10 protein-coding genes are annotated in these 11,985 nt (G+C 40.2%); 9 read left to right on the top strand and 1 reads right to left on the bottom strand.

The window, feature by feature from the left end; translation table 11 throughout:
* The first annotated feature begins 136 nt into the window (after positions 1-136).
* Complete coding sequence (locus tag P9989_RS14195) at positions 137-667, top strand: hypothetical protein (protein WP_283075537.1); 531 nt, start codon at positions 137-139, stop codon at positions 665-667.
* Between the two features lie 34 nt (positions 668-701).
* On the opposite strand, the gene P9989_RS14190 is transcribed toward P9989_RS14195, so the two are convergent.
* Positions 702-2,867 (bottom strand): methyl-accepting chemotaxis protein, encoded by a 2,166-nt coding sequence (locus P9989_RS14190; RefSeq protein ID WP_283075536.1) that lies wholly within the window; start codon positions 2,865-2,867, stop codon positions 702-704.
* 181 nt (positions 2,868-3,048) lie between these two features.
* On the opposite strand from P9989_RS14190, the gene P9989_RS14185 reads away from it, so the two are divergent.
* The 8 genes from P9989_RS14185 (at position 3,049) to P9989_RS14150 (ending at position 11,985) form a co-directional block, all read left to right on the top strand.
* Positions 3,049-4,068, top strand: a complete 1,020-nt coding sequence (locus P9989_RS14185) for a PTS sugar transporter subunit IIC (protein ID WP_283075535.1) — start codon at positions 3,049-3,051, stop codon at positions 4,066-4,068.
* A gap of 33 nt (positions 4,069-4,101) precedes the next feature.
* Positions 4,102-4,419 carry a thioredoxin family protein gene (locus P9989_RS14180; RefSeq protein WP_283075534.1) on the top strand — a complete coding sequence of 106 codons (318 nt, stop codon included), beginning with the start codon at positions 4,102-4,104 and terminating at the stop codon, positions 4,417-4,419.
* 128 nt (positions 4,420-4,547) lie between these two features.
* Positions 4,548-5,369 carry a DUF1444 domain-containing protein gene (locus P9989_RS14175; protein WP_283075533.1) on the top strand — a complete coding sequence of 274 codons (822 nt, stop codon included), beginning with the start codon at positions 4,548-4,550 and terminating at the stop codon, positions 5,367-5,369.
* Positions 5,370-5,975 (top strand): YtpR family tRNA-binding protein, encoded by a 606-nt coding sequence (gene ytpR, locus P9989_RS14170; RefSeq protein ID WP_283075532.1) that lies wholly within the window; start codon positions 5,370-5,372, stop codon positions 5,973-5,975.
* Between the two features lie 161 nt (positions 5,976-6,136).
* Positions 6,137-8,638, top strand: coding sequence for a DNA translocase FtsK (locus P9989_RS14165; protein ID WP_283075531.1), 2,502 nt, complete (start codon positions 6,137-6,139; stop codon positions 8,636-8,638).
* 107 nt (positions 8,639-8,745) lie between these two features.
* Positions 8,746-9,861 carry a nicotinate phosphoribosyltransferase gene (locus tag P9989_RS14160; protein ID WP_283075530.1) on the top strand — a complete coding sequence of 372 codons (1,116 nt, stop codon included), beginning with the start codon at positions 8,746-8,748 and terminating at the stop codon, positions 9,859-9,861.
* A gap of 221 nt (positions 9,862-10,082) precedes the next feature.
* Entirely contained in the window at positions 10,083-11,378 is a 1,296-nt protein-coding gene (murC, locus tag P9989_RS14155; RefSeq protein WP_283075529.1) for a UDP-N-acetylmuramate--L-alanine ligase, read from the top strand.
* Positions 11,379-11,568: 190 nt separating this feature from the next.
* Positions 11,569-11,985, top strand: a complete 417-nt coding sequence (locus tag P9989_RS14150; RefSeq protein ID WP_283075528.1) for a DUF948 domain-containing protein — start codon at positions 11,569-11,571, stop codon at positions 11,983-11,985.

Here is an 11,985-nt window from a genome sequence, read left to right as displayed (position 1 = left end):
TATTCCTAGTATGTTGTTAGATACAGGTTATTGTCCAGAAAATCAACTTGGAATGGATAAAATTAACCCTTGTTAAATTTAATCGACATAGTATGATAAAAGTAGACAAAATTGGGCGTAAGGAGAGTAACTGAACATGTATTTAATAAAGGGGATACTTTTCATAGTATTGGCTATGCTCCTTGGGGGATGCAATTTCATGCTTTCTGAAAAAGAGGCGATTAGTCAGACGAAAGAGGCCTCTTTGAAAGCATTTGAACAAGAAAGTATGGAGCCGAACTATGATGGCCAGGCGCTATCCATGTATCTGCCTGGCTCAATGGAAGTAAAGCAGCAGGCTAATAACAATATAGTCATGACAGAGGGTAATGAGCAGACATACATTCTTTTTTATAATTCAATGGAAAGTCAGGCCAGTCGTTTGAACTACAAGGCGGCTTCAACCATAGATAAAAGTTTGTTGTTTCAGTCTTATAAAGATGAAGATCGGTTTAGCTATGTTCGTGTTTTGCCGTTGAATAAGGAGGAAGAATATGAGCTTCAAGTCAGTGTAGGCGGTGTGAAAATAACAACATACACTGAAAAAGGTGAGCTTGTTTCAGACTCTGAAAAAATGATGGAAATTGCCAATTCTGTTCAATATTCTGGTAGCCTTGTCAGGGAATAATAAATAAGCCCCTCATTGGAGAGGGGCTTATTTATTATGATGATTTTCTTTCGTGATCGTAGAATTCTTCATTTTCCGTGTTTATGTCATTGTCTTCTTCTAGAGGTACTGGGATATTCTCTTGATCAAGATCACTATACTCATCATGAGTATCATTATGTTGGAAGAGTCCCTTGTTTACGCTTGCTGACTCATCAAATGTATCTTCGTAAATGCTTCTATTTTCCTGGATCGTAAATTGACTTACCTCTGATGATAATTCTTGTGAGAGAGATTGTAAGCCCGTTGCCGCTTGATGTACTTGTTCAATGGAGTGAAGTTGATTCTCACTCGATGCTGCTACCTCTTCAGCGGTTGCTACAGCTTCTTCTGAGATAATACTAATCTCGTGGAGCTTACTTTTTACATTATCATTAACTGTTTCTACTCCATTTACAGCCGTTTTCACTTGATTAATCTGGTGATTCATATCTTTTACATAAGAAGAAATACGAGTAAACGCTTCTTTCGTTTGAAGAACCGCCTTGTTTTGCGAAGTTTGATAGTCATCAAATTGGCCAGCGTCTGTGGTGAGTATGGTCATCTGCTTAGACATATTTAAGACGAGCTCGTGAATTCTCCCTGCTTCCTGTTTTGATCGCTCGGATAGTTTTCTTACTTCATCCGCAACGACGGCAAATCCTCTTCCTGCCTCACCAGCTCGTGCGGATTCAATAGCTGCATTAAGCGCTAATAAATCAGTACTATCAGCGATATCCTCAATCGTTCCCACAATCTTTTTCACTTCCTCCGACTGCTCAGAAGCCGATTGAACCTTGCTGGACATATGAGAGGCTAGTTCTATGAAGGAATTTGAGGTTGATTCAAGTTCATTAACTGTTCCTAATCCATCTCTTCCTTCTTTGTCCGCTTCTTGCAAACGGTGGGTTATATCCTCTGTAGCCAGACATGTATCACTAATCGCTTCCGAAACATGCTCGATCAGCTTCGCCGTTTCTTCAATTTTCTGAGCCTGGTCCTGAGAACCTATAGCCACTTGATTAATAGCATCATTAACCTCCTGTGCTTGAGTGGCAGAATGGTCAGATACTGAAGTCAAATGGTCTGAAGATGTATTTAACACACCTGAAGCTCCTAGCACTTTGTGAACGGAGCGCTCCATTTTCTCAGCCATGATGTTGAATTGATTTGCGATCTCAGCCATTTCATCTTTAGAGTATAAGTGAATTCGATGAGAAAGGTCACCATCTCCAATGATTGCAGTACCTTCTTTAAGCGTAGTGACAGACTTTGTAATTGAACGAATTATGATGAATCCTGTACTTAAGGTTGCGAGTAAAGCAATACCTCCTATAATGAACAAAAGTTTCATGATAAAATTCTTCAATGTGTTTTGTTCTGCTGTAATCAGCTCATTCACTTCTTCTGCCGAAACGATAGCTTGATTCACTAGTTTTGATATATCGTTTGAAATCTTTTCGAAGGTAGATCTTACTGTATCCGCCTGGTTAAATGTGCTATGGACGGTGTTTAAAGATTGCTCATATTTTAATAAAGTTCGATCTACACTAGTGGCTTGTTCTTCCGGTAAACTTAACGAATCAGCAACTTGTTCAAATGATCCTGAACTCTCCTTGAAATTTGACAATCGTTCTTTCGTTGGCTGGTTCAGAAACGCCTGTTCTTGGAGCCTCATTTGCAATAAAGCTGTTTCCAATTTAGGGTCATTGATGGTGGTGACTAGCTCGTTAAAAGACTGATAGGATTCATTGATAAATTTATACATTCCCTCCGATTCGGTGTACCCAAGTAATTTGAATGCATTGATCAGATTTTCAAGTTCCTGTTCATATTGTTTAGCCTGCTCAGAAATGGCAGAAAACCTCTTAGATACAGCTTCATATGAACTGTATTTATCCGCATAGGTTTGAGCATTTTCCCTCACTAGTGATATAGACTTTGTAATAGCTTCCGCTGTCTCCTTACTTGGATTTGTAAAAAAAGCTTGTTGCGCCTTGGTAGTATCTGTCATTAAATACTTAATTTCTGTACTGGCTGTTAACGCCGTCTGAACTTGTTTGCTTTCATCTGCTATCTCTGTCTGTTTCGTAAAAAAGTATGTAGAAAATCCTATTAGAACAAGCAAGCTGATTAAAGCCAATCCAACTATGAACCGAACACGGCTTCTTAATGATTTCATATGATATCCCCCCTTTTGTATGTATCGGGAATTTTTCCATAATTTCAACTAAACAGGACTAAATAATTATGTGCGGGGGTAAGTGTACTTGTTAAAAGTAAATAAAAGTGAAAGGTTCATGTGTGTTTACACGTGTTTAATTATAATGTAAAATGAATGCGTTATAGAAAGAGGGGTCTTTATGAAAAACTTCTTAGAGAGAAAAGGCGTACATATTTCTGTGCATTCTTATTTAATAACAGCATTAAGCTATATGGCCTTAGGTTTGTTCTCATCCTTAATTATTGGGTTGATTATTAAAACAATCGGTCAGCAGATTCCTTCCCTCGATTCTTTCATAGAGTTGGGCAACTTCGCTATGGATACCAAGATTTGGGGTGGGGCGATAGGGGTAGCCATCGCCTATGGATTGAAAGCACCTCCCCTTGTTATTTTTGCAGCTTTGTTTAGTGGGGCTTTTGGTGCAGATTTAGGTGGGCCGGCAGGAAGTTATATTTCTGCATTATTGGCGACTGAAGTTGGAAAGTTAATTAGTAAAGAGACGCGAGTGGACATTATCCTAACGCCATTCGTAACTTTAACAGTAGGTTTTTTTACCGGGAAGTTCATCGGTCCTCCCATCGACCAGTTTATGACTGGGTTCGGGGAAATTATTAACTGGGCCACTGCTCAACAGCCTTTTATAATGGGAACCATTGTGGCTGTGCTGATGGGGCTTGCTTTAACGGCACCGATCTCAAGTTTAGCTATTGCAATCATGTTATCTATTGATGGGCTGGCTGCTGGTGCGGCTACGATCGGTTGTGCTGCGCAAATGATCGGCTTTGCTACGATAAGTTATCGTGACAATGGATTAGGAGGATTCATAGCCCAAGGTATTGGCACCTCCATGCTCCAGGTAGCGAATGTTGTTAAAAAGCCCATCATTCTTCTTCCTCCAACAGCTGCCGGGGCCTTACTTGCACCTGTTGCGACCGTTTGGCTGGAATTAGAAAATAATGCTTCAGGAGCAGGGATGGGGACGAGCGGGTTAGTTGGCCAAATCATGACCTTTCAGACTATGGGATTCTCATGGGATATTGTTGGCATCGTTTTGATTCTTCATTTCATTTCCCCGGCAATTATTAGTTATTTAATTGCGCTTTGGCTTAGGAGAAGAGGGCTGATCAAGGATGGGGACATGTTAATTGAATATGAGTAATCGTGTGCTAAAATAAGGCTTGGGGGTGTATGAATGATTACTTTAGAATCAGATGGTCAATTAAAGGAACTAATAAATGAGAAGCAAACGGTCTTATTATTTTCTGCGGACTGGTGTCCGGATTGTCGTGTGATTGAACCTGTTCTTCCGGAGATAGAAGAACGTTTCAAAGAGTGGACGTTTGTCTATGTTGATCGCGATCAATTTATTCATGTCTGTGCGGAGTATGATGTTTTTGGAATACCAAGCTTTGTTGCCTTCCAAAAGGGCGAGGAAGTCGGCCGCTTCGTTAGCAAAGACCGGAAAACACAACAGGAAATTGAATCGTTTATGGCCGGTATAGAATTGTAACAAGCTGTTTTGAGTGCAGCTTGTTTCTTTTTTGGAGAAAAAGGACAGCAACTGAGTGTAATAGCTTTATCCTATATGCTAAAATGGATTGCGGAATCATTCTTCCATCATAGAAGGAGGAAGAGAATATGAAAATGACGAGTATAAAGATGAAGAAAATTCTCGAAGAACGATTGCAGTGTGAGGAATGGAAAACGGTTTTTAACCGTGATAAAGATACGTTTAGGGTTGAATGGGACGATTCTGGAAAAGGAATTACGATCACACTTCCCAACGTGATTTCTAAGTATGAGAACCGTGGGGAAAAGGCAGTTGATGAACTGGTGGACCATGTTCAGGAGGCCTTGCGGATCATGAATGAAACTCATGAACTTTCGGGTAAAGAACAACATATTTATCCTGTTATACGGGCGGCTTCTTTTCCAATAGAGACAGAAAACGGCAAGAAATTGGTGGTAGAGGAGCATACAGCTGAAACTAGGATATATTATGCATTGGATCTTGGTAAGTCCTATCAGCTTATAGATAAAGATATGCTGGAAAGAGAACAATGGACGGAGGAACGCATGAAGGAGATCGCCAGCTTTAATGTTCGTTCTCTTCCAATTGACATGAAAAAAGACACGGTTTACGGAAATGACTTTTACTTTCAATCAGCTCAGGATGGGTACGATGCGAGCAGAATCTTAAACGAAGTTTTGTTAGAGAAATTAAAAGTTGAATTTGAAGGGGAGCTAGCGATTAGCATCCCTCATCAGGATGTCATCATTTTTGCAGATATTAAGAATCCAGAAGGATATGACATTCTGGCCCAAATGGCGATGAAGTTTTTCGCGGAAGGGCTCGTCCCTGTAACCTCATTATCTTTCTTATATGAAGATAAACAGTTGGAACCAATTTTTATACTCGCTCAAAAAAAACCTAAGAAAAACAGAAAGGGCGATGAATGAATGGATGTGTTTTATAACCCAAAAGGAATTGGGGACGTTTTACTCGTTCCAGTTAAAGAAGGAGATCGTTTAACGACTCATTCAAAGATATATGGAGATGTGGTGAAGATTACGAATAGTCAGGACGGATCTCTGCTTGGCTATAACATTTTTAATGCATCCGAACATTTGTCGCTAAAAGGGGAAGGTAAGCTACGGCTGACAAAAGAGATCCTTGGTCAGTTACGAACATTGTTTAAACTGGAGCAGCTAGATGATTCACTCGATTTTGATTTGACCCCTAAGTTTGTAGTCGGCTATGTAGCAGAAAAAGGCCCACATGAAAATGCGGACAAGCTTAGTGTCTGCCATGTAGATATAGGTAATGATACCCTGCAAATTGTGTGTGGGGCTCCTAATGTTGAGCAAGGCCAAAAAGTCGTCATCGCTAAAGTCGGGGCTGTAATGCCTAGCGGTATGAAAATTAAAGATGCATCATTGCGCGGGGTACCTTCGAGCGGGATGATTTGCTCAGCAAGAGAACTGGAACTGGAAAATGCTCCGAAGGAAAAAGGCATCTTAGTATTAGAAAAAGACTACGAGGTCGGACAACCATTTGAATTTTAAGATAAATATGGAAGCAAAGGGAACTTAAGAACTAAGCCCTTTGCTTCTTTTTCTGTAGTTGAGTCTTATTTTAAACATATTGTAAACCAAAATCGGTCTAAAACCTGTTAGAATGAATATACCCTCTATCCATTATGTACGTAAAGAGAGTGTGATAAATAATGTGGAATGAATTTAAGAATAAATTTAAGGGTTTGTTTGATTCTGATGAGGATCAGACACAAAGACGGAAGCCGCATGAGTCTAAGAGAAACCATCATGAGTCAAATGCTAATACAAAAATGACTTATAAATATCCTAAAGCAGGGAATTTTCGTTTTCCTGTAATACCTGACACTTCAAAACAAAATAACCATGAAAAACCAGCTTATAAAACACGTTCAAAAAAAAGAGAACAAGAAAAAAAGCGAGAATTTAATTACGACGGTTTTACTAAAGAAGGTAAGAAAAGTAAGGAGGATACGTACAGGAAATCAGCTGAGAAGTCCAAGCAATCCAAGCCTAAGCTGCCGGAAACATCGTCACAGCCCTTTACACCGAGTGATGTCCCCTCACCCATTTATGGTTATAATCCGCGGGCAAAGCCTGTAGTAAATGAAGAGGAGCCTGAATATAAAAAGCAAAATCCAAACAACTTCTCTCAATCTTTGAGTATGGAACAAGCTAGGAGTGATGAGGAACAGTGGCAGGCGATTCGCCAAAGAATGCGTGGCAAGATCGATGAAGGTAAAAAGCGTGAAAAACGTCCTGTTTCCTTGAATAGACAGGCGGAAAAGCCTGCTGAAAAAAGCGATCTTTCAGTCAAGGAGCCTCGGCAAGATGTAGTGGATAACGAGATAAAAGAGTTTCCAATAGGGGAGAAGGAGCAGCTAAATAACACACTAGAAAAAGCAGAGGACATTCCTTCAGAAGAAGAGAGTACAATTAATACAGGCGCAGAGACTGCGGCAAATTCAAGTGAGCAAACCATAGCAAATACAAAAGAAAAGACTGTAACAAAGGAAGAAAATCAATCAGGGTCTTCGAAGGAAAAAAGTGAATCTCTTCCCGAGCCAAAACCTACAAAGCCTGCCGGTCGATCCAAAGGTTCACGTGTGCCGTTCAATGTAGTGATGACTCCTCGTGATAAACGAAGTAGAGATCAGCAAAAAAAAACTCTTTTAAAGGACAATGATGAGGAGCCTGTATCAGTGAAAGCCAGTGATCAAGTGGAAGAACATGATCCTGAAGCCGATGAGAGGCTGGAATACTCCACACCGTTACATTTATTAAATGACCCTGTTAAAAAATCGTCGGATGATCAGACGTGGATCCATGAACAGATGGAATTGCTGGAGACAACCTTGCGCCAATTTCATGTAAAGGCAAAGGTGGTCCATGCAATGAAAGGACCGGCAGTGACAAGGTTTGAGGTTCAGCCTGAGCCAGGTGTAAAGGTCAGTAAGATTACAAATCTATCTGATGATATTAAGTTGAGCATGGCTGCGAGGGACATTCGGATTGAGGCCCCTATTCCGGGGAAACAGGCGGTAGGCATAGAGGTTCCTAACCAGCAGGCAGAAATGGTTGGGTTACAGAAGATTTTTGAGTCCGAAGCATTTAGGGATGACTCATCTCCTTTATCCGTTGCTCTAGGTTTGGATATTGGTGGAGACTCTGTTGTGACGAACCTGAAAAAAATGCCGCATGGACTTATTGCCGGGGCGACAGGTTCTGGGAAAAGTGTATGTATAAATACCATATTAATTAGTCTGTTATACAAAGCACACCATGAAGATGTGAAGTTCCTATTGATTGATCCGAAAATGGTAGAACTCGCTCCGTATAATAATCTTCCACATCTTGTTTCTCCGGTAATTACAGATGTAAAAGCAGCCACAACTGCTTTGAAATGGGCGGTAAAAGAAATGGAAGAGCGCTATGAAAAATTCGTAGCTGAAGGAGCAAGGGATGTTGAGCGCTATAATGAGAAGATGATCCAGCAGGGAAGAAAGTCTGAAAAGCTGCCTTATCTCGTTATTGTCATAGATGAACTGGCTGACCTTATGATGGTTTCTCCGCAGGATGTGGAGGATTCTATTTGCCGAATTGCTCAAAAGGCCAGAGCATGTGGCATTCACTTATTAGTAGCTACCCAGCGGCCATCTGTAGACGTAATTACTGGGTTAATTAAGGCAAATATCCCAACTCGAATCGCCTTTAGTGTTTCTTCACAAGTAGATTCCAGAACGATCATCGATACAGGCGGAGCGGAGAAGCTGCTCGGTAAAGGGGACATGCTGTTCATAGAAAATGGTTCAGGACGATCTGTTCGGATTCAGGGCGCTTTTGTGTCAGACGATGAAATTGAGCGGATCACCGGGTATGTAAAGAAAATAGCACCGCCAAATTACTTATTCGAGCAAGAAGAGCTGATCAAGCAGCTTTCGAATGAAGAGGCAACAGATGCTTTGTTTGAAGAAGCTGTCCATTTTGTCCTTGATCACAATGGAGCAAGCGCCTCCCTGTTGCAGCGTCGTTTTAAAGTTGGTTATAACCGGGCCGCCAGGTTGATTGATCAAATGGAGGATTATGGGATTATTTCCGAACAAAAAGGCAGCAAACCGAGAGATATCCTCCTAACTAAACAGCAAGTAGACGAACTGATGGGGACTATGGCCTAATACCTTCTCATTCAAACTAGAAAAGCTCTTGTTAAAAATGTACCAATTCTATATCATATACAAAGAATGAAGCTTTAACAGATCCTAATTTCTTAAGGAGTAAAAAGATGAAAGAAATTGAAAGTAAATTAAATGGCGAGATTTCTCGCTTAACGAATAGAACATTCAAATTTGATGAACGTGTTGCTGAAGGATGGTTTTCAGCTGTTTATTTTTTAAAAACGAAAGAAATCATCGAAAAACATTTAGCTGATAACGTGGTAACGATGCAGTTCTTCCAAAAAAAGCATAACGCTGTCCTGTGCGGAACAGATGAAGCCATTGCTCTGATCCATACGTTTGCCGATCACCCTGAGGAGCTTGAAATACGCTCTTTAAAAGATGGCGATAAAATCAGTCCATATGAAACAGTTCTGACTATCACAGGTCCCTACCAGTACTTTGGCTTTTTAGAAGGGATTATCGATGGAATATTGGCACGGCGCACATCCGTGGCTACAAATGTGTACAACGTCGTAAAAGCTGGCCGAACTTCTGGAAAGCAAAAACCGGTTATTTTCATGGGGGATAGAGACGACCATTTCACGCAACAGTCGGGAGATGGTTATTCTGCCTTTATCGGTGGTTCAACGGCCCAGGCTACTCATGCTATGAATGAATGGTGGGGAAAAGAAGGAATGGGCACAATGCCCCATGCTTTGATCCAAATGTTCAGAGGGGACGTAGTGGCAGCATGCAAAGCTTATCAAAGTCAATTTCCTGAAGACCAGCTTATGGCACTCGTAGACTACAATAATGATGTCATTACGGATTCTCTGCGAGTTGCTCGTGAATTCGGTGATGACCTTGTAAGTGTAAGACTGGATACCTCCCGAAATTTAGTTGATAAGTATTTTCTTAGAAATCAACACCTGATGGGAACTTTTGATCCTAGAGGTGTTAATCCAGAGTTGGTTTTTGCCCTTCGTAAAGCCCTCGATCAAGAAGGGTTTGAACATGTGAAAATAGTTGTGACCGGAGGATTCACTGAAAAGCGGATCCGATCATTTGAAGAATTAAACGTACCTGTGGATATGTATGGAGTTGGCGGAAGCCTTTTGAAAATAGGAATCGGGTTTACAGGAGATAATGTCAAAATTAATGGGAATCAAGAGGCAAAAGAAGGAAGACGTTATAAACCTAATCCTCGTCTTGAGCTTGTTGATTTTATTGGGAATGAATAAGGTGTACTGCCTATTTCTCCTTGTGGAGACAGCGGCTGAAGCTTGCTCTCTCATGGAGTAAGCTTCATAAGATTAGACGCTTTTTTACGAGGTATTGACATGGTAGAATGAAGAGTATTCTTTTACGAAGAGAGTATGAGGCGAGCAAAATAATCGCAAGCTAACTTGTAATTACATACACTATACAATAGTGATTTACTTTATTTTGGAGGTTCTTGTTTATGACAACTTACCATTTTATTGGTATTAAAGGAACAGGAATGAGTGCGCTGGCACAAATTTTGCATGATTCCGGAAAAAATGTTCAAGGTTCTGATGTGGAAAAAAGATTTTTTACACAGGAAGTCCTTGAAGAGAGAGAGATCCCTATTCTTCCTTTTACTAAAGATAATATAAAAGAAGGACTAATTATTATTGCTGGAAATGCATTTAATGACGACCATGAAGAAGTTAATGCAGCCAAACAACTTGGGCTACCATTTTATTGGTATCACGAATTCCTGGGTAACTGGCTGCAGAGGTACACAAGTATTGCGGTAACAGGGGCCCATGGCAAAACATCGACTACAGGGCTGCTGGCTCATGTCCTTTCTGAAAATTATCCCACTTCCTACTTAATTGGCGATGGAACGGGAAAAGGGCATGAGAAAAGTCAATTTTTTGCTTTTGAAGCCTGTGAATATCGCAGACATTTCTTAGAATATGAACCTGATTATGCGATTATGACCAACATTGATTTCGACCATCCTGATTATTTCACAAGTATTGAAGATGTATTCCAAGCTTTTCAGCAAATGGCGAAGCAAGTGAAAAAAGGAATTATAGCTTGTGGTGATGATGAGCATCTTCAGCACATTCAGGCAAATGTTCCTGTGTTGTATTACGGATTAGCGGATACAAATGATTTTCAGGCTCAAAATATTCATGAAGACGAGCAGGGAACGACCTTCGATGTGTTTGTACGCAATACGTTCTATGAATCGTTTACCATTCCGCAATTTGGAACACATACGGTTTTAAATGCTTTGAGTGTTATAGCCATATGTCACTATGAAGGGATGCCAGCCGAGCAAATTCGCAAACTCTCCACCTTTTCTGGTGTGAAACGAAGGTTTACAGAAAAGGAATGGAATGATCAAATTTTAGTTGATGATTATGCCCATCATCCGATTGAAATTACAGCTACGATTGATTCAGCAAGGAAGAAGTATTCAGACAGGTCGATTGTCGCTATCTTCCAGCCCCATACGTACACTCGAACAAAAACATTTCTAAATGAGTTTGCTGAAAGCTTAAAATTGGCTGATGCTGTATATTTGTGTGATATATTTGGATCTGCAAGGGAAAACAGTGGTAAGCTTACCATTGAACATCTGCAAAATCTTATACCTGAAGCTTATATTCTTAATATTGAAGATACAAATCAATTGGCGCAATATGAAGAAGGGGTTTTATTATTTATGGGTGCAGGAGATATTCAGAAGTTTCAAAAGGCTTATGAAGAAAGCAGTGTTTAGTATATGAACGTGCGGACAACGCATTTTAGTTCGCACGTTATTACTTTGTGAAAATTCCGTCTAAATTTAGAGGGTTTTACAAAATGTATCTAGAATATATCCAATAATAGCGATACACGTTTATAAATTTCCTGTAATGGGTAATTACTAAACTGTAAATACATACGAAGAAGGAGTGTGCTTAGGGGCAATGATAATTATGTTATATATTGCTGCACTTATTGCAGCGATAGCATTTGCGGTTCTGGTCATTTATGTAGCTCGAACACTAGTCGCCGTACGCCGTACCATGAATAATGTAGCTGACACATTAGAAGGCGTTGAGAAACAAATGGAAGGTATTACGTTAGAAACGACAGCATTATTAAATAAAACCAATAAATTAGCAGAAGATGTAGGCGAAAAATCTCAAAAGCTAAATACATTGGTAGATGGTGTTAAAGGGATTGGCGATTCTGTGCAGGACTTTAATCAGTCTCTAAGAACCTTTTCCAAGGGTCTGACGACATCTGCGAATAACAACACAGATTCAGCAGCTCAGGCGATGAAGTGGGGACAAGTAGCCATTAATCTCTGGAAGAAATCGAAAAATGAAGATCATAAATAA

It is taken from the genome of Halobacillus naozhouensis, from assembly GCF_029714185.1.
Taxonomy (GTDB): Bacteria; Bacillota; Bacilli; order Bacillales; family Halobacillaceae; genus Halobacillus_A; species Halobacillus_A naozhouensis.
This window is presented reverse-complemented; position numbering and strand designations above follow the sequence as displayed.

Excerpts from the sequence above, each read along its gene's own strand:
- P9989_RS14195 (WP_283075537.1), top strand. The coding sequence starts at position 137 with ATGTATTTAATAAAGGGGATACTTTTCATAGTATTGGCTATGCTCCTT.
- P9989_RS14165 (WP_283075531.1), top strand. The coding sequence starts at position 6,137 with ATGTGGAATGAATTTAAGAATAAATTTAAGGGTTTGTTTGATTCTGAT.
- P9989_RS14150 (WP_283075528.1), top strand. The coding sequence starts at position 11,569 with ATGATAATTATGTTATATATTGCTGCACTTATTGCAGCGATAGCATTT.
- P9989_RS14175 (WP_283075533.1), top strand. The coding sequence starts at position 4,548 with ATGAAAATGACGAGTATAAAGATGAAGAAAATTCTCGAAGAACGATTG.
- P9989_RS14185 (WP_283075535.1), top strand. The coding sequence starts at position 3,049 with ATGAAAAACTTCTTAGAGAGAAAAGGCGTACATATTTCTGTGCATTCT.
- P9989_RS14190 (WP_283075536.1), bottom strand. The coding sequence starts at position 2,867 with ATGAAATCATTAAGAAGCCGTGTTCGGTTCATAGTTGGATTGGCTTTA.
- P9989_RS14180 (WP_283075534.1), top strand. The coding sequence starts at position 4,102 with ATGATTACTTTAGAATCAGATGGTCAATTAAAGGAACTAATAAATGAG.
- ytpR (WP_283075532.1), top strand. The coding sequence starts at position 5,370 with ATGGATGTGTTTTATAACCCAAAAGGAATTGGGGACGTTTTACTCGTT.
- P9989_RS14160 (WP_283075530.1), top strand. The coding sequence starts at position 8,746 with ATGAAAGAAATTGAAAGTAAATTAAATGGCGAGATTTCTCGCTTAACG.
- murC (WP_283075529.1), top strand. The coding sequence starts at position 10,083 with ATGACAACTTACCATTTTATTGGTATTAAAGGAACAGGAATGAGTGCG.